This window comes from Peribacillus sp. NPDC097197 (genome assembly GCF_050278025.1).
Taxonomy (GTDB): Bacteria; Bacillota; Bacilli; order Bacillales; family DSM-1321; genus Peribacillus.
Map to the genome: position 1 here is coordinate 158,545 of NZ_JBNNST010000009.1, position 21,480 is coordinate 180,024.

At 37.8% G+C, this 21,480-nt stretch carries 18 protein-coding genes; 4 read left to right on the forward strand and 14 right to left on the reverse strand.

The genetic code is table 11. The features are described from left to right. Nucleotides 1-1,278 precede the first annotated feature (1,278 nt). Nucleotides 1,279-2,538 carry a cytochrome P450 family protein gene (locus ACQKL6_RS13860; RefSeq protein ID WP_427651287.1) on the forward strand — a complete coding sequence of 420 codons (1,260 nt, stop codon included), beginning with the start codon at nt 1,279-1,281 and terminating at the stop codon, nt 2,536-2,538. Nucleotides 2,539-2,660: 122 nt separating this feature from the next. On the opposite strand, the gene ACQKL6_RS13865 is transcribed toward ACQKL6_RS13860, so the two are convergent. The 6 genes from ACQKL6_RS13865 to map all read right to left on the reverse strand — a co-directional run bounded on the left by ACQKL6_RS13865 (nt 2,661) and on the right by map (nt 10,383). Next, nucleotides 2,661-3,131: a hypothetical protein gene (locus tag ACQKL6_RS13865; protein ID WP_427651288.1), complete on the reverse strand. Its 471-nt coding sequence runs from the start codon at nt 3,129-3,131 to the stop codon at nt 2,661-2,663. Between the two features lie 471 nt (nt 3,132-3,602). Next, nucleotides 3,603-5,591 carry an acetoacetate--CoA ligase gene (locus ACQKL6_RS13870; RefSeq protein ID WP_427651289.1) on the reverse strand — a complete coding sequence of 663 codons (1,989 nt, stop codon included), beginning with the start codon at nt 5,589-5,591 and terminating at the stop codon, nt 3,603-3,605. 389 nt (nt 5,592-5,980) lie between these two features. Next, entirely contained in the window at nt 5,981-7,126 is a 1,146-nt protein-coding gene (locus ACQKL6_RS13875) for an acyl-CoA dehydrogenase family protein (protein ID WP_427651303.1), read from the reverse strand. Nucleotides 7,127-7,250: 124 nt separating this feature from the next. Then, complete coding sequence (locus ACQKL6_RS13880) at nt 7,251-8,498, reverse strand: GTPase family protein (RefSeq protein WP_427651290.1); 1,248 nt, start codon at nt 8,496-8,498, stop codon at nt 7,251-7,253. Nucleotides 8,499-8,639: 141 nt separating this feature from the next. Beyond that, nucleotides 8,640-9,392 (reverse strand): helix-turn-helix transcriptional regulator, encoded by a 753-nt coding sequence (locus tag ACQKL6_RS13885; RefSeq protein ID WP_402872911.1) that lies wholly within the window; start codon nt 9,390-9,392, stop codon nt 8,640-8,642. Nucleotides 9,393-9,636: 244 nt separating this feature from the next. Further along, complete coding sequence (gene map / locus ACQKL6_RS13890) at nt 9,637-10,383, reverse strand: type I methionyl aminopeptidase (protein WP_402872909.1); 747 nt, start codon at nt 10,381-10,383, stop codon at nt 9,637-9,639. 324 nt (nt 10,384-10,707) lie between these two features. Here map and ACQKL6_RS13895 point away from each other — a divergent pair, with 324 nt between their 5' ends. Then, nucleotides 10,708-11,373 (forward strand): lysozyme family protein, encoded by a 666-nt coding sequence (locus ACQKL6_RS13895; protein WP_402872907.1) that lies wholly within the window; start codon nt 10,708-10,710, stop codon nt 11,371-11,373. A gap of 53 nt (nt 11,374-11,426) precedes the next feature. Here ACQKL6_RS13895 and ACQKL6_RS13900 read toward each other — a convergent pair whose 3' ends face one another. Next, a complete protein-coding gene (locus tag ACQKL6_RS13900) occupies nt 11,427-13,382 on the reverse strand; it encodes a GTP-binding protein (RefSeq protein WP_403080086.1) in 1,956 nt (651 codons plus the stop codon). A gap of 293 nt (nt 13,383-13,675) precedes the next feature. Here ACQKL6_RS13900 and ACQKL6_RS13905 point away from each other — a divergent pair, with 293 nt between their 5' ends. Next, on the forward strand, nt 13,676-14,398 hold the full coding sequence (locus ACQKL6_RS13905; RefSeq protein WP_427651292.1) for a class I SAM-dependent methyltransferase: 723 nt from the start codon (nt 13,676-13,678) through the stop codon (nt 14,396-14,398). A gap of 283 nt (nt 14,399-14,681) precedes the next feature. On the opposite strand, the gene ACQKL6_RS13910 is transcribed toward ACQKL6_RS13905, so the two are convergent. Further along, entirely contained in the window at nt 14,682-14,960 is a 279-nt protein-coding gene (locus ACQKL6_RS13910; protein WP_427651293.1) for a hypothetical protein, read from the reverse strand. 144 nt (nt 14,961-15,104) lie between these two features. Between ACQKL6_RS13910 and ACQKL6_RS13915 the strand changes: the two genes are divergently transcribed. After that, nucleotides 15,105-15,815, forward strand: coding sequence for a class I SAM-dependent methyltransferase (locus ACQKL6_RS13915; protein WP_427651294.1), 711 nt, complete (start codon nt 15,105-15,107; stop codon nt 15,813-15,815). A 63-nt stretch (nt 15,816-15,878) separates the two neighbouring features. Here the strand turns inward: ACQKL6_RS13915 and ACQKL6_RS13920 are convergent, their stop codons facing one another. The 6 genes from ACQKL6_RS13920 to ACQKL6_RS13945 all read right to left on the reverse strand — a co-directional run bounded on the left by ACQKL6_RS13920 (nt 15,879) and on the right by ACQKL6_RS13945 (nt 21,386). After that, complete coding sequence (locus ACQKL6_RS13920) at nt 15,879-16,070, reverse strand: hypothetical protein (protein WP_402872894.1); 192 nt, start codon at nt 16,068-16,070, stop codon at nt 15,879-15,881. Between the two features lie 260 nt (nt 16,071-16,330). After that, nucleotides 16,331-17,389 carry a hypothetical protein gene (locus ACQKL6_RS13925; RefSeq protein ID WP_427651295.1) on the reverse strand — a complete coding sequence of 353 codons (1,059 nt, stop codon included), beginning with the start codon at nt 17,387-17,389 and terminating at the stop codon, nt 16,331-16,333. A gap of 121 nt (nt 17,390-17,510) precedes the next feature. Continuing rightward, a complete protein-coding gene (locus ACQKL6_RS13930) occupies nt 17,511-18,917 on the reverse strand; it encodes an alpha/beta fold hydrolase (protein WP_402959545.1) in 1,407 nt (468 codons plus the stop codon). Between the two features lie 21 nt (nt 18,918-18,938). Then, nucleotides 18,939-19,577: a hypothetical protein gene (locus ACQKL6_RS13935; RefSeq protein ID WP_402959542.1), complete on the reverse strand. Its 639-nt coding sequence runs from the start codon at nt 19,575-19,577 to the stop codon at nt 18,939-18,941. Then, complete coding sequence (locus tag ACQKL6_RS13940) at nt 19,564-19,953, reverse strand: DUF4176 domain-containing protein (protein ID WP_427651296.1); 390 nt, start codon at nt 19,951-19,953, stop codon at nt 19,564-19,566. Before ACQKL6_RS13940 ends, ACQKL6_RS13935 begins: the two co-directional genes overlap by 14 nt. Nucleotides 19,954-20,153: 200 nt before the next feature. After that, nucleotides 20,154-21,386 carry a Zn-dependent hydrolase gene (locus tag ACQKL6_RS13945; protein ID WP_427591326.1) on the reverse strand — a complete coding sequence of 411 codons (1,233 nt, stop codon included), beginning with the start codon at nt 21,384-21,386 and terminating at the stop codon, nt 20,154-20,156. Between the last annotated feature and the right edge of the window lie 94 nt (nt 21,387-21,480).

Below are 21,480 nucleotides of genomic sequence, written 5' to 3' on the forward strand. Positions count from 1 at the left end.
ACACATACAAGTTTTCATCTATTTAAATGATTTAAGATTTAATGTAAATAATTTATAAAACTATTATTGATTATTTTTGATCAGGATCACTTACAATTTTCATTCATTTTAATGCACTCACAGTAAATGTAATCTGGAAACTCCAGTGTTATTTTATTTCCATAACAGAAATATATTCATATGAGCTCCTGCTTATATTATTAATATTAGTCTCGCTTTAAATTACTTACCAGATAATAACAAGCGTTTGTATCACATTTTGTATCAAGCCTGTATATTATCCCCATACCATACGTTATAACAGCAAACCGCCAAGAGTCTTTAATTCTAAATGAAACAACATCCAAAATACTTTTTTATTGTTATGTAAACTTTGGTTTACCATACGAGTAATATCTCTCAATTTTGGATGTGTATTGACTTGAATTGTTTTTAAACCCACTATCAATATTACCCGCCCTTCCCCTTCTATCTCGTATTATATATATTAGTAAAATCCGTTTACTTCACTGGCTTCGATCAATCAAAAGTATAACGAATGAACAAGATATTCTTAAAACGCCCATTACTATATCAATATATATAAATATAACTAAAATGATAAAAATCACGGGTTAACACTTCAATAAAAGTATTTCAGAATAATAAATTCATTCGAATTTATTAGTGATTTCCACTTTAACACTAATAATATCTATAAATTCTTTTCAACATCACAACCTTCCCAATTGTTAAATATAACTGTAGCCGCTTTCCATAAATTAAACTGATAATGATAATTATGTTTCCTTTCCGTTTTCCCTCCAGTCTGATTTTGTTACGAATGATAGCAATTCCGTTAATACGTTCACTAATAAGTTCGCTGAGTATAAATGGACAAGTGTCACTCCTAACTAATTAATTGAATACATACTTTAGTCAATTAATTAGTTAGATATAGATTTCTTTTATAAGCAAAGTTATACAGATTTAAAACTATATTTCTAAACATTCCTCCATTATACCTACTATCAGTAAAGTACTTTACTCGCATTGACTAAGAAAAAAATCAATTGTAACCTTTAATAATATCTTACTCAAATTAAAGTAATGTGTTTTGAGTAAGATGAAGTTCTAATTAAGGAGGTTAGTGAAATAAGTAATCATAGTACATGTACTTATTACTAAACTGCAAATTAATTAATAATTTTGGATTCTTTGAATGAAATAGTTTTGCTTTACGACAACTTACACGAGTATGAACTAATAACCAATATTTATTAGGAAGGATGATAGAACATGAATAAGTCAGATCAAATGATGCCAGAGCAAGTTCTAAATCTATTAAGTGGAGAAAATAAAGAGAATCCATTTTCTATATTCGCGCAAATACGTAAAGCGGGATCTGTCATTTCTATTCCAAACCCTTTTGGCCAAACAGATAGTAAAGCATGGCTAGTTGTACATATGGATGAAGCGATTCAAGTTTTGAAACAGCACGCTATATATACTGTAGACCCAAAAACGATTGAGAATGACAAAAGCTTTAGGGATAAAATGGCTAATGATGTAGATTCATCGTCGCCCGATACCTTTTTCACTGGGAAATCCATGCTCTTTGCTGATGGTGTAGATCATAGAAGATTACGTATGTTAGTTTCAAAAGCCTTTACACCTCGATACATGGAAGGGTTACGTTCTCGCGTTCAAGAAATCGCCGATGAATTACTGGATCAAGTTCAGTCTCAAGGTGAGATGGACATTGTTAAAGACTATGCTTACCCCTTACCGATAAACGTAATTTCAGAAATGTTAGGTGTGCCCCATGAAGATCGTGAAAAGCTTAAAGTTTGGTCCACCGCAATCGCTAATGGCCTAGGTTTGGGTAAACAAGATCCGACAGTTGGGAAGCACTTACAAGCGTTCGGGGAATATACTGAAATGTTAGTTGAAGAAAAAAGGAAGAATCCTTCCGATGACTTAATTAGCCAGTTGATTGCCATTGAAGAACAAGGTGAGCGTCTTGATAAGTCAGAATTGATTTCGATGATCACATTACTTATTTTTGCAGGTCATGAGACAACGTCGAACTTAATTGCAACAGGGACTATGATGTTATTTGAACATCCAGAACAGCTAGAAAAGCTTAAGGCTGATTTAACTTTAGTTCCTTCAGCTGTTGAAGAACTATTGCGATTCAATGGTCCATCAACGATTGTAGGACCACGTTTTGCTAAAGAAGATACACGATTGGGTGGGCAGCAAATCAAAAAAGGAGATTTACTACTTGTGATGGTGAAAGCCGCCAATCGTGATGAGAAAGTCTTTACTGACTCAGAAGATTTAGATATTAAACGTAAGATAGATCGTCACCTCGCCTTTGGACATGGCCTACACGTATGTCTAGGGTCTCCGCTTGCTCGTATAGAAGGAGATATTGCCTTCACTACTCTTTTAAAACGAATGCCCAACTTAAGGTTAAGTATTCCTAAGGAGAAAGTTGAGTGGCAGTTTTCACTCTCATCCCAAAGTCTTGATTCACTTCCTGTTTCTTTTTAGAAATGTATTCACTCTTCTAGTTCTGATACTTACCAAAATAAAAACCCAAACCACTAATAGGTATTTATTGGTTTGGGTTTTTCACTATTAGAATATAGGTATCATCAACCAACATCCCCTTCCTAATTAACTTTTAGTACAAATGCATACAAAGCATCACCTTTGGACACAGTAGCATCCTCTCCATCCGTCCACCACACGCTATATGAATAATAGTAAATGCCTTTTTCTTTAGGAACAGTAAACTGATCATTCCTTAAATGAATATCTGTTTCTTTATTTTTCTCATTCGCATTAAACAGTGTTATATACATTTCATTTGGTTTAGGCTCATAATCCATCTTTATGGTAACCTTCTCACCTGGTAGTGCCTCAATAGGCTTTTTATCCGCTAATAGTTCCACTGGTCCTGCCATATCTACACAAGTATTTACTTTGCTATCCCTCCAACAGTAAGTACCTAGTTTCGTTTCATATGCTTCATTAGCCAGTTCAATCTGAACCTTTGGGGGCTTTTCCCCATCCATTTCATTACTGTTTGAACACCCCATTAGATTAAGCACAAAGAATGATAATGCTAACCATTTTTTCATATAGAATCCCCACCTTAATTACATAGACGTTAATTCATATGAAAAGTTGCTCCAATTCTCCATTAATGAAGTATAGAACTATAAATAATTTTTCATCAGATTATGAAAGTCCGCCGTGTTATCAGGTACGAGTTCAATTATTCATGAATGTACTCTACAAAACCCACTTAACTCCTCTCCCTATGTATTCATATCTCCAAAGTAGATGTCCTTACTCTTAATCTAGTCTGAACCTTCCAATACCAATATCGTTTAAATAAACTTGTACGTTACTTTGAATGGGTACGTCTTTAATGGCCATAAAGCCACTATCATTGATTTTTCCTTCTAATTTGAGCCCAACATATTACTTAAACCCCTTACGTCTGCAAAGCCTTACCAGTCAACAGTATGAGCTTAACAAAATGATAGATTAAAATAGCATTAAGAAAACGAATAAAAGACGGAGTTTTTGAACCCCGCCCATCTTTCTTAAAAGATTCTCTCCTCGTTTAACTCGATTGCCAACTGTTTGAAAAACGACAGTGATTCAGGATTGCTCATAGAATCGGGATTTACTACTTTATCGAATTCGAATCCTAATAGTAGTTTACGTATTGGCACTTCCATCTTCTTACCATTCAACGTTTTTGGTATTTGATTGACGAGATAAATCTCATCTGGAATAAAGCGTGGGGAAACATGTTCCCTAATTTCATTTTTGATTTTTGTCATCAGATTCGAATCGAGAGTGTTCCCTTGCTTAAGGACAACGAATAGCAGCAAGGATGATCCTCGGCCAAGTACCTCCCTATCAATAACCAGGCTCTCCATCACTTCATCCATCGCTTCCACGACACGGTAAATATCGCTGGTCCCCATGCGTACACCTGAACGGTTGATGGTAGAATCTGAACGTCCATAAATGATGCAGCTGCCTCTATCATCAATCTTAATCCAGTCGCCATGCTTCCAGATGCCTGGATACGTATCGAAGTAACTATCGAAGTATCTTGCACCATCATGATCATTCCAAAAATATAGCGGCATGGAAGGCATCGGTTTAGTGATCACTAGTTCACCGACATCATTTACTAGTGAGTTCCCTTGTTCATCAAATGCTTCAACATGGACACCTAACGAGCGACCCTGTATTTCTCCAATCCTAACGGGAAGTATGGATACACCCCCCACAAAGCCGGAGCATACATCAGTCCCTCCACTGGATGAACTAAGCCAAATATCCTTTTTAACATGTTCATACACCCACTTATAAGCATCACTTGATAAAGGGGCCCCCGTAGAAAAAAGAGATTTTAATTTTGATAGATCATATGTTTCGATTGGTTTAATGCCTAGTTTCATCGAGCTGGTAAGAAAAGGAGCACTAGTACCAAATGAAGTCACACCTGCATCTTCTGCCAATTTCCAAAGTGTATCCATGTCAGGATAGGAAGGACTACCATCATAAAGGACAATGGTCGCCCTATTGAGTAGTCCGGCCATCAACAGGTTCCACATCATCCAGCCAGTCGTTGTGAACCAGAAAACCGTATCTTCAGATGTCATATCTTGATGCAGGCGCGTGGCTTTTAAATGCTCTAGAATGATTCCTCCATGTCCTTGAACAATCGGTTTCGGCATGCCCGTGGTACCTGAAGAATAAAGAATCCAAAGTGGGTGGTCGAATGCAACGCTTTCAAAGGACAACTCTGATGATTCTATTAAAAGTGTTTTCCATGGAATGATATTTTCTATTTTTTGCTCTAGATTCTCTTTATCTATGTAAGGAACTAGTACGGTATGTTTAACTGTAATCAATTCTTTTTGTAACTGGGCAACTACGGATGTTTTATCGAACGACTTTCCATTATAGTGATATCCATCAACAGCAAATAAAACAACGGGTTCTATCTGTTTGAAGCGATCAATGACGCTTTTTGCCCCAAAGTCAGGTGAGCAGCTTGACCAAATGGCACCTATACTGGCCGTAGCCAAGAACGCAATGACGGTTTCAGGGATATTGGGCATGTATGCAACAACTCGATCACCCGATTTCACCCCTAGTTTTCTTAATGAGTGAGAAACAGAGGCAACTTTTTCTTTTAGCGCTTTCCAGCTGATTTCTTGATTGACTATATGCTCGGAACGAAAGAAAATGGCCGTCTTGCCTTCTTGTTCTTTCGATAGGGCATTCTCCGCATAATTCAACCGCGAGCCTTCAAACCACCTAGCACCTGGCATCGTCTGATCCGCTAAAACCCTATCATATGGTCTAGTTGCAATCACTTCGCAAAATTCCCACACAGATGCCCAAAATTCCTCGAGTTCATCGACTGACCATTTCCATAGTTGTTGATAATCTTGAAATTCCAAGCCTTTCTTTTCTTTCAACCAGTTTGCATAGTGTGTCAATCCCGTTTGCTCAATCCGCTTTTGTGTCGGTTCCCAAATGATTTGTCCTTCTGTAAGTGACTTCATATCATTTTCCCCCTTCGCTATCGAAAATCAAACAGTTTATTACTAGTTGTTTATCAATGCACACATCCTATAAATGGTAATTCAACTTGATGATACTGGATTGTTGAAATACCGTCAATCCGTATACAGTCAAGAAGGCTGAATTATTCGATAATTCCCTTCAAACACGCCTATAGACCTTCACGTACTATAAAAGCTAGATTGAATATTTACTTAAAACGAAGTGATAAATATCTCCATTAATTTGTACCCATGAAAGCTAAGAATGAGGTTCTTCTTCTGAGAATCCCTCACAAGTTTTGTCTTAAAGAAATTTAAAGCTTCCCTATAACTAAACGTAAAAAACACTGAAACGAATGGTCCATTTCAGTGTCTAAATAGCTTTTTTCTTAATAAAGGGCTGATTTCGCAAGTGTGGTAATCGTAACATCATCCATGGGTGGATTATGAAGTCCTGCACGTACATCGCGGTAATATCGTTGCAGCGGATTAGACCGTTGCAGACTCTTCGCTCCAACGACTCTCATCGCCTTGTCGACAATGGTTATGGATTTGTTGACGACCGATAATTTAACCGCTCCTAATTCTTTTGATAATTCGTCATGATTTTCGGGTTGCATTTCCCATTTTTCCGCAATGGAAAAGAGAAAATGTCGCGCTTCCATTAATGCCAATTCAATTTCCCCAATTGTTCTTTGCACATTCGGAAGGTCGCGGATGGGTCCGGGTAGACTATTTGGGGAATACGTCTTTGCAAATTCGACTGCATAATTTCTTGCTGCGGTCGCAATTCCCAGATAACAAGCTGGTATATGCAGTAGCCAAGCATCCGGTATTCTTTTACCGGGATTTTTTTGCATGACATAGTACTTTTCTGGAATGATAACGTCATCTAAGACAAGATCATGACTACCTGTTCCCTGCATGGAAATCATATCCCATGTTTCTTCTATCGATACTCCTGGAACGTCTCGATGGACGAAAAAAGTACCCATCTGTTCTTCTTCCGTTACCCAGGCGGTAACAAGAAAGATATCAAGGACTGGGGAAAGCGTCGTAAACGTTTTACGGCCACTAAGTATCCATTTATCGCCTTTCTTACGTGCAGTCGTTTCAGGACGTCCTCCACGTGTGGGACTACCCGTTCCGGCTTCTGATGCAGCCGTATTGACAAGGGCTCCTCTAGATATTTCTTCGAAAAATTCGTCCATGACCTCTTTTTTCCACGGCCTTTTCTCCGTTAAAGATAAAACCGTCCCAACATGCCAACCAATTCCTAAAGCGGTTGGTCCACAATATTCTGCAATTTTCTCCTGGGCTAAGAGAAAATCATATAAGGAACCGCCCTGTCCTCCAAACTCTTTAGCCAACGTTAATGTTGGATAACCGAATGCTTTTAATTCTTGAATGTTGTCAAAAGGAAAACCTTTAGACTCATCAAGTGATTCGGAACGATCCGGGAAGGACTGTATCGCTCGCTCTAATTCTTCTATATATTTTTTTTGCGCGTCTGTTTGATAAAACATGTCGATCATCCCTTCTAGATATGTAACCAAATACTCTTACAAGTATTCGCGAGTATCATCCATCACTATAACTCACCTATATCTTATCACTTTAGTCATATATATGATTCGAGAATTCCCTTAATCGAATTGATTAAGGGATAATTTCTTCTTTTTCATATACATTATTAGCATGCTTATATGCTTCTTTCGCTTGCTCCATGCTTTTGTCTTCAATGAAATAAGTAATGGCAGCCTGACCAATGCCATATGTTACGGCTCCCGCTACAGCACCCGAAACAGCTAGACCTGCGCCGGGTATCAAACGGACTGCGGCACGCACGCCTTCCCTAACAAGGAGGCCTAATCCGACATTAATGCCTAGAGCGGCGATGAATTCACTTGCTGTTTTTGTGTTAATTTCTTTATCCGCGATAAATCCAATCACTACAATCATCAGTCCTTGAATACCGGTCAATATTGGAAAATCAGCAAATGGGATGGGTTCAGCGCCGATTAAACTGGCAATAGCGGTAAATGTGCTGACGATTGTCCGTGCGAATTTCTTCTTGACGAAGTGACTTTGCATGGCCTTAGCCGTCATTAATTTCGCTTCACTGGGTAAGGCCTCGATCAAGTAGGTAGATAACTCATCGATGTTCCATCTCATGTCGTAATCGATATTGCCATTTTCATCAAAATCAATATAAGAACAAATCGGAATGATATTCAAAAGTGGGATGTCGCTTTCTTTAAATCGCTTTTCCATCAACGAAACTGCTTCATCTATATGCTGTTTTTTCTTAGGGTGGGCATCAAATGGCACTTGTTTATAATGAGGTGGATCCAATTCATCGACTTGGGTAACCACACAGATTACTGGTACATCATAGTGATGTTTATTTTTCACGATTTTCCGTAGCTTATTTAGCTCTTTTAAATCTTCTTCAATCCGTGAATCGGTTTCTTTCGCTTTAATCAAGAAAAGAAACACATCCGGCTGTTCCCCAGTAACCGCATTAATTAACTCATCCATTGGTGTTTCTTCTTCAAACGCCTCTGTAGGCGCCTCACTTTCTCCCAAACCGCGAGAGTCAAGCAAACGGATTTTTGGATTGTTTTCACTAGGGTACCACAGCCATTTGCCTTTACCCGTTCCAGACTTAACAGAACTGACATATTGCCGTTTTTCTCCGAACATCGAATTAATAAGAGAGGACTTTCCTGAACCACGCCTTCCGACAAGAGCAATCCGTGGCTCCCTAGCATCAACCGTCATCGTTTTTACTTTTAAGAGTTGGTCCAGCATTTTATTCTTTTTAGATTCTGAAATAGGAAGTTTATCGACCTGGCTCTTAATCAATGTATATATACTATTCATTTCATCGCGCTTTTCTTTCATTGTGATTCCCCCTTAATTAAGAACAGTTTTATTAAACTTTACCCCTGAACGATTCGTCTTAAGCATATACATGAGATGATTGATCTTTTCAGTCACTAGGCATTAGTTGTTCTTAACGAAGTAAATGGAGATTGAAAGATGTTAGGATTTTTCTTCGAGAAAGGTCACTACGCTTGCCAGGTACTTTTGGATTTCCTGCACTTGGTAAGCCGCAGAATCAGCAATTTGTTTATAGTGATGCTGTCCTTCATCTGTAATCCGTAAATAACGCTTCGTTCGTTTTTCACTTTCCCATCTACCAACAAGTAACCCATTCTCCTCCATTTCGTGTGATAAATCATATAAGTATCCATTGGAGGCAATCCAGCCGAATTGATTTTTTAACAAGTCGGCAATTTCCCCCATATAAATCGGTCTTTTAGTGAAAGCGGCCTTCAAAGTAACGTAACGAACTAGATCCTTCACAGAAATGATTTTCGAGAAATAAGAGCGGTATTCTTCTGGTAGTTCATTCACAACCGGAGGATTCGTACCAGAACCTTTTAAATCGAACATAAACCTGTCAATGACCTTTTTCACTTCAGAAAAACGTTCCAGGAAATTTTCTTGGTACCATGTATAAAGGTCTTTCCCTTTTTCTGTTATTTGATAATAATTTCTTCCTTTACTCGTATATAATGATAAATGGCCGGATTCGACGAGATTATTAGAAATTTTACATAAGTAGTCATAACTATGGACTTTCCCTGTAAACATATTTTTCAGGTCTTGATGAATGGCACGTGGATAGTTAGCTTTATCCGTCAAAGAATGCAGTAAAAAAATCGTTAAGAATTCTCTCTGGCTTAATCCAACAGACTCAACCGTTGTAGATAGTTTTTCCCCTTTCTTCACTGTCAACCCCCCTTATATATTGTTTGTCACAAAATAGTTCAGCTTCTTCTTATTATCCTGCGCACCCACAAATTAGTAAAGGGTTTCGTGCCTAATTACCTTAGTACTTAAACTATGTATTCCGTCCATTTTAGTTGTCAAATTCATTCATAGTATTCTGACGAGGTATTTACTGGAATAAATTTACACCGAGGATACAACAAAAGCGATGACCATAAAATTAGGTCATCGCTTTTGTTATCTCTTATTGTTCTGTAAGAATGATTGGTCCTTCTTTTGTAATCACTATCGTATGTTCATATTGGGCGGAAAGTTTGCCGTCTGTTGTTCTTGCTGTCCAGCCATCCTTGTCCACTTTCATATGCCATGTTCCGGCATTCAACATAGGTTCGATTGTGATGACCATGCCTTCTTTTAAACGAGCGCCTTTACCAGGTTTACCGTAATGTAACACGGTTGGATCTTCATGCATCGTTTTACCGATACCATGTCCTGTGAAATCACGTACGACAGAGAATTTTTCTCCTTCAGCATACGATTGGATGGCGTGCCCGATATCTCCAAGACGATTGCCTACTTGTGCAGCCTCGATCCCTTTATAAAGAGCATTTTTCGTTACATCCATCAAGCGTTGTGCTTCCTCGGAAACTTCACCCACACTATAGGTCCAAGCTGAATCAGCTAATCCTCCGTTAAGCCTTACAACCATGTCGATCGTTACGATATCTCCCTCGTTCAATGGCTTCTTCTGTGGGAAACCGTGACAGATTACATCATTAACAGATGCGCACGTCGCGTATTTATAACCTTGGTAGCCTTTTTGTTCCGGTGTTGCACCATGATCAGCCAAGAACTTTTCAACGAATTCTTCAATTTCCCAAGTCGTTACGCCCGGCTTGATCATTTTTGCGATTTCTCTATGCGTCTCAGCAAGAAGCTTGCCCGCTTCATGCATCAAATGTATTTCTCGTTCACTTTTCAATGTAATCATTTAAAATCCTCTTTCATCTTAAATTATCTTTTCTAGTTGAGACTCCTTATTTATCATATGCCTTCCTTTACATAAAAAGCAACCAAAACACCGGTAAAAAACAATGGTTTACTCATTTCATGAACATATATTTTCATCCGGTAAATATAAATCGTTCGTGCCCTTCAATTAAAAAAATAATTGAAGGCGAATAGATTCTGATACGTTACTTTCTACGACTAGACTCATTCTATATACTGTGGATGTTTAAAAGAATACTAAAATAGTTATTACTCATTCTTTTTGGTAGAATAAGAGAAGATAAAGTGATAATAGGGAGAAAACATGAGAAGATTACGTAAAAAATCAAAGGTCATTCTGATAATATCGATGATGCTTTTTTTATTTCTGTTTATAAAACAAGTGTTGCAGACACCTTTTTCAGTAAAACTATCAACACCGCTTAATAAGATGAACTCGTTTGCAATCGTTGAAAAATATAGCACCCAAATTCAATCTGAATTGAAGAAATATGGCCTTGAGGATCAAACGCTAACATTGATTGCCGTGATGCAACAAGAAAGTCGAGGAAAAGGAGGAGATCCCATGCAAGCATCCGAATCCGCCGGTCTCGCTCCCAATACAATAACCGACCCTAATGAAAGCATCGAATATGGCGTGAAACATTTCCAGAGAATCATGGAATATGGGAACGAAAAAGCCGTTGACTTCTCAACCATCATCCAATCTTATAATATGGGGATTGGATATATTGATTACGTTGCAAATTCCGGCGGCAAACATACTGAGGAGCTAGCAAAACAGTTCTCTGCCCTGCAAGTTGAAAAGAACCCTGAACTCTACGACTGTGGCGGCAATGAGGAAAATTTCCGTTATCCATATTGTTACGGGGACTTTTCTTATAGTGATAAAGTAGAAAAGATTCTTGATACACTTACAAAAAGCACCCCTGCCATTGCCATTGAAGAGAAATCAGATGAAGCATTTTAGCTGCGACATCTGGTTTCTTTTTATTTTAACTGTATAATTCCATATGATTTTTCTTATTGAAGTCCATGCATATTTCCCTCGGCCTCTTCCCACGTTACTGTATACCCTTGCCCTTTGGAACAGAAAATGGAGGATGAGGTGTAATCAGGATCAGCATTTTTATTATATTCGGTCCGTTCGATGACCTCTTTGGGATTATGACACAAGTCATATCCAGCGAAGGTCAAGTTTATGGCCCCTTTCCCTTGGGTGAAAGAAGCCAGTTGGCTACTATAGTCCATAAATGTGGCAACTGGTACGAGACCCGTTAAAATCGCTTTGTCACCTTCCGTTTTTGGAGAATCGAAACTCCCATGTGCCTGTTGAATATCAGAAAGTACACGGCCCATCTGGTCCAGGTCTACTCTGATCTTAAATAGGTAAACAGGTTCAAGCAAGATATTTTCCGCCTTTTCCAATCCCTGCCTTAATGCCCGGTATGTAGCCTCTCTAAAGTCCCCACCTGATGTATGTTTATTGTGAGCACGTCCAGTAAGTAGTGTTACATGTATATCCGTAAGGGGAGAACCTGTAAGTATGCCATGATGTTCCCGTTCAAAGAGATGATGGCGGATTAAGTTCTGTATTCCCACAGTAAGGTCATCAGCATGACATCTATTATCAAACGTAATCCCACTATTTCTTTCTCCCGGCTCTAATTGAAGATGAACTTCCGCATAATGTCCTAAAGGCTCAAAATGTCCATATCCAATAGCGTCTGTACCGATTGTTTCTTTATAGAGGATTTCAGGCTTTTCAAAAGTGATATTTAATAGGAATCGGTCCTTGACCAACTGCACCAATACTTCTAGCTGTATGGTCCCCATGACATGAACGTGTATTTCTTGAGAGCGTTCTTCCCATGACACATCCAATGAGGGGTCTTCAACATTCAAAGTTTTAAAATACTGTAATGCTTCTTTGATATTCACAGTAGGTTCAAATGTAACTTTTGACTTTAATGTCGGTATCATGTCAAAAACGGAACTTTCTTTAATCAGTCCTAGACCATCCCCAACTGATGCCAAGGATAAACCGGTGACTGCAAAGAGTTCCCCTGCCGCAACCTGATTTACGTTTTTAAATGTACTACCATTATAGATGCGAATGGATGTGATTTTTTCGAAGACGGAATCTTCTGGTTTTCCATATTCGATTTCATCTCGTACTCTTAATGTTCCACTTAATGCTTTGATAAATGTTATTCTCGTTCCGTTACCATCATGACGAATCTTATACACACGCCCAGAAAATGGTCCTTGGCTGCGATAATCCGTGGCCGTTAACTGGTCAACCTTTTTCATAAAACTCTCTACTCCGACACCATGCAGTGCTGACCCACATGCAAGTGGGAATACTTTATTATCATGAAACAAATCTTTCATCGTCTTAAACCACAAATCCTGGTTATAACCTTGATCCATATAATGATCCAGTAAGAGTTCATTACGTTCAGCGACAAATTCCACAAGCTCCTCTTTCATCACTCCATCTGTGAAAGAGTCTGTGATATTACAGACGTCCTGGGTTAAATTCAACTGTATATCTTTCATTACAGCATCCACATCTGCTCCTACACGGTCAATTTTATTGATAAAGAAAAAAGTGGGCACTTGATACTTCTGGAGAAGCCCCCAAACGGTTTCCGTATGACCTTCTATGCCTTCCACTGCACTGACGATGATGATTGCATAATCCATCACCTGAATACTCCGCTCCATCTCCGGTGAAAAGTCAACATGGCCCGGCGTATCGATGAGATTATAGTTCGAATCTCGGTAAGAAAACATGGCTTGATCTGCAAAGACCGTAATTCCTCGTTGCCGCTCGATATCATGGCTATCGAGGAATGCGTCCTGATGATCAACACGCCCCCTATGTTTAATGCTATTCGTATAAAAAAGAAGCTGTTCGGAAAATGTTGTTTTCCCAGCGTCCACATGTGCCACTATTCCAATTGTCTTATTCATTTATGTTCCTTCTTTCAAGTGCCTTCACACCAATTTCTTACCTTTAAAGATAGAGAATATCTGTGATTTTGAATTAAACAACGAGTATATATTCTAGAACTAATGATCATTTCCTTAGTGCAAGCTCGCGGAATGAACTTGATAACACCGATTCCACATACAAACCGCCCCTTATTTCTGAGGCAACTCCTAATACGTCCACTAATATTCAACCTAAGACATGAATGTTTTAGTCACCCTTTCATTCTAAAGCATAAAATATGTATATGACTACACCAAGGGAGATAAAAGTTATGTATCACACATATCTAGATGCCTTAGCCTTCTACGGGATTGAAAGTGCTCATCCAGGCGGTTTCGATTTGACATCAAACATCATGATGAATGAGAAAATTGATGCGAATACCACAATACTCGACGCAGGATGCGGGATAGGGCAAACATCACATTTCTTGGCAGAAACCTTTAAATGCCACATTTATGCGGTGGATAATCATCCACAGATGGTTAAAAAGGCAGCACAGCGATTTCAAAAAGCCAATTTGCCTATTCGAGTGTATATGAGTTCCTTAGAAGAATTACCGTTTCCCAACGATTCATTTGACTATATTGTAGCTGAGTCCACCACAGGTTTTACGGAAATCAACAAGTCCATTGCAGAATATTATAGAGTATTAAAACCTGGCGGAATTTTACTTTCAATTGATATGACTGCGGAAATTGCATTGCATGCCAATTTGAAAGTTGAATTGATGAATTTCTATAAACTTAAAAATATTCCGGCTGAATTGGAATGGGTACGTGCCTTTAAAGAACAAGGGTTCAAACATACGGAAATCCTTCATTCCAGTACAGTTTTAGAAGAGTTAAAAAGATACTCTGCTGCCAACCAACGTTCGAGCGACTCTACGGTTTTCAAAGGAACATTAAATGATATCATCAAAGAGCATTATCGCCTTATGCTTACTCATGGAAATAGTCTTGGTTACCGTGCGTTTAGGGTGAGCAAGGGATAGCAGGTCTTCCTTTCCAATGGTTTCTGTCTCCTTCAAAAAATTGCCGCATCATCTAATTCTAGCGAAATGGCTGTAGTTTTATGTGAAGCTGTTATAAAAGAATGTTTCGAATGAAATGATCCCCCTAATAATAGTTTATTTACCGTTTTATTATGGGGGATTTATTCTTTAGAGTGATGATACGTATACTAACTTATATTTAATTGCATTTCCGTTTGGGGAATACAAATACAGAAAAAAACCTGTGGCCATCGCCTTACAGGTTTTTAAAGGATCTTTTCTATTACCATAGGAATGCAAGGAAGATTAATGAGGTGATTGCTCCAAAAGCGAACCCAAAAGCCGCTCCCCAACCGAATCCCCCATAATATCCACCATAGCCAAATCCACCAAGGTTACCTCCATTATTAAATGGGCGAATATAGACTTTGTTGGGTGTTACCCTATGAATAATGCCCCTATGGATTGTTCCTCTATTTGTACGGATTTCTACCGGTCTCCCAATTCCTTGGCTGCACTTATGAAAATAGTTCTGATTGTTATATCCCACTTTAATAAACACTTCCCTTATATTCGATTCTACATGGTATGCAGAAGGGGACTAGCTTGCATAGATAAACACCCACTATGAAAAGCAATTATCATATCCGCTTTAACTTCCGTGACATACTATGAATCAATTACATGGAAAAAGGAGACAACAGGAATGAAACACTCTTACCAAGATGCCTTGGTCTTTTATGAATTGGAAGGGGCCCATCCAGGCGGTTTTGAACTAACCAAAAGTATTCTAAAAAATGAAGACATTCATAAAAATGATAAGATTCTCGAGGCTGGATGTGGACTTGGCCAGACTTCACAATATCTAGCCGAAACTTATGGTTGTCAGGTTTATGCAATGGATAATCATCCGGAAATGGTAAATAAGACAACCAAAAGATTACAACAAGTTCAATTACCGGTGAATGTATTTATGGGCTCCATTGAAAAAATGCCCTTCCCCAAAGATTTTTTTGATTTTATCATAGCTGAATCATCTACATCATTCACTACCATTCAAAAATCCATTCGGGAATACTACCGTGTCCTTAAACCTGGAGGCACGTTAATCTCTATAGATATGACAGCGGAATGTATTTTGCCTGGTGAACATAAAGAGGAAATCATGAATTTTTATCAGCTTAAAACCATCTTGACACAATCTGAATGGATAAGTGCTTTTGAAAAAGAAGGATTTTCACACCTGGAAATTCTAAAATCCAATACGGTTATAGAAGAATTAGAGAATGCTCAAGCGGAACATGTCAAGCCTCTGCCTTCTAATGAAGCCTACAGCCGAATACTGGAAGAACATTATCGTCTAACCCTCACTTATGGAAATAGTTTAGGCTACCGTGTATTTAGGATGAACAAATAGCATGGATATACCAACTTAAACTAAGAGGAGCGTTTCTCGGTTAGAAGAAACGCTCCCTTAGTTTTATACAGTGACTATATAAATCCCCACTCCTAGAGCTAAGACAATCCCTAGGACGGCATATATCCAAGTTAGCCTGGTTAAATTGCCTCTAACAGCGCCTGAATAATTTTCATCGCTTTTTCCACCCAAAGCCATGGTACCAAATAAGGCAGCAATCATGATGATAAAGACCAATATCATGGAAAATTTCATGTTAATCCCCCCGCTCATGCACCTTCATTTTGAGATACATTACGTTCTCTCTGTAACTCCTAATAATATAAGTATACGGAATATTGAGAAAAAATGAAACAGGCAAAGTCTACTAAAAAAGGCATCTTGGTGTCCTTATGATTTACAGGATTTCATCGCAACTAATAAAAGGCCAACCGATGTCGGTTAGCCAAATAATTGCCTATATAGTTTACCTTATCGAAGTTTGACATGGGTATTGATATATCAACTTTAAGGTGTTATTGGACCCCCAAATCCACCAGATAAGCCTTAGAATTATCGCTATCCTCGTTAAGATCAATTAATACATTCGTAAAACCTGCTGTTCCAACTACTTTTGCTTCGTAATCAACACTTAATACGATTAAGTCATCGTAAAAAAAATTAATATGGGCAAAGTTGACACTATCCGCTTTTAGATTAAGCTCTTTTGCTATATCCATAAAATCTATTTTAAATACTTTTTCGTATTTCTCATTTCCTTTTTTATAATTTTCTATAGTCTGTATCCTTTGTATCCCATCTTTAAAGCTTTCTTTCGTTCCATTTAAATAGACAAACTTCCCATCATCACTAAGAAGAACATCTTTTTCATGAATCCTAAAAACAGTATGTTCCTTTTTATTCCATATCGTTTCGGAATGCAGGATGTTAAAGAATTCCCCTGATGGATCAGTCTTAACGAATAAATCTTCAAAGTTTTTCAATTCTTCAGAATCAACGACGTTTTGAAGTTCATCTGGTACCAGTTTACTGGCGGTTACCGTTGAAAAATCACTTTTTACGAAAAGAAAAATTGACCCACTTTCTTTTTTATTTAATTGTTGTATTTCAATTGCCATTGATTCCTTACTTAATCCCCTTATATTAAAACTGAGCCGATCGGTCTCCGTCAAACTATATCGATTTAAAATGCCAGGCAAATTGAGTGTTTTCTCACCTTCCATGGTCTTAATTCGTAATCTATTCTTTTTTTCCAATTCAACTAAAGGGAGATTATATTCATGCAGTGGTTTTACTGGTAGAAAAACCTCCTGCTTTATATTTTTATTTTGTAATGAGTTCAATGTTGATGAAACATCCTCTAAACCTAACAAGGGCTTGTAAAAGTCACGGAATACCTTACCATACGAAAAGTATTGAATGGGGGAGAACTCTTCAGACCCTTTTCTTATGGCATTTACGCTAACGCCGTCTTCCATAAAAAGAGGATTACCATAATTCGGAGCGAAAAAAATGATCATAAATCGAGAAAGTGACTCATTATCCGTTTCAGGGAATCCCTTTATATAAAGCAAGTCCTTCACTTCCTCTTGTTTTTTTGTTGTTGAAAGATCCGGTCCACATCCAATGAGAAAAATAATGATTAAAAGTACGATTCCGTTAAAGAAACACTTTTTCATAGATTTTAGCTCCTAATTATTTGTCTGTATTAACTTGTCTTATGAGTTCAATGAATTCTTCATCTTTAATTTCATTACCATGACCTGGATTCTTTATTGTGCTAACACCCTCTACCTCATATTGCGGTCTTTCATCAATCAATGATTCAAGATTGTTTGCATTTTGACTTTCCAATGAGACTACATCGTCGCTATCTTTTTTAACTTCCATAGACCCACCCTCATAATATACCGTTTCCATTCGATAACCGGCAGAAGCTATTATATTCATCTTTTCCAGTTTAGTATATACTTCAGGATTTGCAGATTTGAGATTTTGTAAGTCCTCTTTCATTTCTTCCTTAGATAGATCGGTATAGACATTGCTATGGAGAATTCCATTATCCTCCCTTTTATTTTCTGGATTGAAATCCAAAAAATCTGTAAATTGCCGTGGGTCTTGCCCTATTTTTTCAGCAACATAAGGTAAACTGTTTCCCGTTTTAGCTAGTTTGTTTTTGTCATAAGGTGTGCCGATAGTAGTAATGCTCTGTACATAGTCTGGATAATCCATTGCAAATTGCATAGATCTTCTGCCTCCATAACTATGACCAAACAAATTAAGTTTTGTGGTTTTGTTTATAAGCCCCATTTCTGAGAGCAATCTAGTTAAATCATCACTGGTTTCCTGTCTATGTTCATTTGACTGTTCTGTATCATAAACTAAATGAATACGTCCTTCAGGATATTTAAAGGCATCTTCCTTTTGTAAGGATTGAAAATCGTCTAGTGCAAGCACTTCCTTTTCGCCATATTCATTCATTTTCACAACATAATATTCTTTCTTTCCGTTACGTTTCACATGAACGATTACGTCACCCTCAACAGAAGCCTTTTTAGCACTTTCCAAAAACTCGTTCCCGTTTGATTCGATTCCATGAATATAAACTGATACTTCTTCAAAGTCCCCCATAGGTCCTTTAATATTTTTCATGGAATTATAAATTATTGAAATATCATTTAATCCCTGTCGCATCGGCGAACGATAATAGCGGACAGCATTTTCGAAATCTAATTCAATTTCAGATATTTCACTTTTGAGCATATTATAATAAAGTGAAATTTCCTGACATTGAGAGATAATATTCGTAAGTTTTAATAGTTCTTCTTCAATCTGATCGCCTTTTAACTGAAGTTTTTTGTTCTCCGACTTCAACCTTAACTCGTCTAAATCACTTATGTATTGGTCCACTTCAGCTTTCAAATCAGAGAAGTCAAACATAATCATAGTACCAGCCAATTCCGTTATACTGCCTGAATCAATAAAACCCCAAATCTTTGCATATGCATTTCTTACAAGTTTGGAATTTGCTAATAATACCGTAGCATTTGCGCGGCTAGTGTGTAAATTGATCAAACTCGTTACTTCTGGCTCTTTATACATAGGTTCTTTATCCTTTCCTGGTTATTCACACTTCCCTAGGTTATGAGCAATGAGATTATCTACTCGTTCAAGCTCTTTAATAATTCCATCCGCGTCTGTGCTAAGTTCTTCGACACTTTTTAAAAACGTGGATAAAAGGAAAGTAATTTGCACCTTTCCTTCCTCCCACACATCGGCAACATCCCCCCAAGGAAACTCCGTATGAAAAAGTACATCATTCAATAATTTTTCAAAGTCTTTTAACAACTCGTTTAAGCTATCTAAGTTAGAAGAAAATTCTTTTTTTGCTGTTTTTAATGTGTAGGCATTTAGTTTAATTTCGTTACTCATATTTTCATAAGAAAACTCGTATTGCTGCACTGCACGGTTGTTCTGAGGTACAGTCTCTACTGAACCTGATTCATCCGTACTCAAAATCATTGATACAAAGTTCATAACAGTATCAGCAAAATACAGTAAACCAACGCTAGCTTTGTTAAAAAATTCGATATGATTACTCAATTTTGTCTTAAGCGCTGTAACAGCTTCACCGCTATGATTCTCAAGTTCCTTACTAAAAAAAACGATGGGTTTATAAACGGCTAATATCGTATCTTCTAATTTTCGGACGCTTCCAGAAACCATATCAGGCAAGTCTTTATTAAATTTAAATACCCCCACTTATTTGGCCTCCTTCAATTTCCGAATCGCCTCCCTTTGTTTCCGCCTCTTTAAGTAATTGATCAACTTTTACTTCCATTTCATCCACATACCCATAATGATACAAAACGTCTATATCATCCTTGTTAAAAAGAATGAATTTTTCTTTCGAATGGATATAACCATTTGGATATTCAATAGCTGTATAATCTTTAACCACATTATGATTTTCAGAAAACACCAGACGACCGATGATTAACAAACGCCTTGAATCACCTTGGACTCCAACTACACTCCCTATTGGTAAAAACTCCTTAGAAAAGAACAATTCCATCTCTCCTTCGCATCCTCTTGCCATTGAACACCCTAAATATATTTGTTTTTTTAAATTACCCATCCTCTCTATTTTAAAACCATTTTTTTCCTATTCCATTCTAGATTTCCGACCCTCCATTTAGCTAAATCCGGAAGGCTCCATTATCTTTAGAAATACATTTCACCAACATGGTAAGTTGCAATAAAAAAAGGCATGATTTCATATGAAATCTGCCCTTTTAGGAAACCACGTAATATATTAGTAGTGTTTTTTCAATCTGCCTATTTAGCTTGTATCGCAAGGACTGTTTCTAAGATGACATTCACACCTTTTTCACAATCTTCCCAAGATGTCAGCTCGTTTTCGCAGTGGCTTTTTCCGTTGACACTTGGAACGAAAACCATCGCGGTAGGGATATAGCTTGCGATGAATTGTGCATCATGCCCAGCTCCACTTACCATTCTTTTGTAGGAATACCCCAATGAATTAGTAGATTGCTCTATTAAATCGCAAAGTGACTCATCAAACCAAACCGTGTCGCGTCCCCATAGCTTTGTGGCAATGACTTCACACCCATCATTTGAGCCTGACTGTATTAGCCCTTTTATAATTTCTTCTACACGCTCAATAACCTGTTGATCCTTATGTCTCGCTTCTAATGTAAAAACTACTTTATTCGGAATGACTGTATGAATATTAGGATGCACATTTACCCGCCCTATGGTAAAAACTAAATCTTCATCAAGAAGATTTAACTTTTGAATGGCTTCTGTGACAAGACTATTTGTCGTAAAGAAGGCATCTTTTCTCATATTCATAGGAGTGGTTCCAGCATGATCTGATTCGCCAGTCACTTCTATTTCGTAGCAGACCATTCCAAGAACACATTCCACTACACCAATCTTCAAAGCTTCTCTTTCAAGGATAGGTCCTTGCTCAATATGTAATTCTAAAAAGGCTGTGGCCTCTTTTAGGCGGGACTCAATGTCTCCTGCATACCCAATCGAGTTCAGGGCATCTTCGAAAGTAATTCCATCACTATCGGTTTTTTGTATCATCGTAGTTTTTTCAAATTTCCCCGAAAGGACCCCGGAGGCCATCATCGAAGGCTCGAATCTTGCTCCTTCTTCATTTGTAAAATTGACGATCGTGATTGGAACATTTGGTTTGATATCATTATCTACTAAGGTACGAACCACTTCCAACCCAGCAGCCACCCCTAGGATTCCATCAAAGCGCCCACCTTTTTTCACGGTATCCATATGTGAACCCATGACGATTGGCGGTTTATTCTCCAAACCTTCTAATGTAGCGTAAATATTACCCATATCATCAACTTTAATCGACATTCCTAATTCTTCACAACAAGAGCAAAAGTAATCTCTGACTAAACGGTCTTCTTCAGTTAACGAAAGGCGGGTGACTCCATTATTTTCAGTACGTCCGAAATCTGCAAATTTTTCAAGTGAGTCACTTAACCTCTTACCATTTATCAGTAGTTTTTGCTTTTTCATAGAGCACTACTCCCTTCGAATACTTACTAAAAAACATCATGACTTTCTATAAAATTTAATTTTCGGATTATTCTTTTTATTATACTTGCATAGA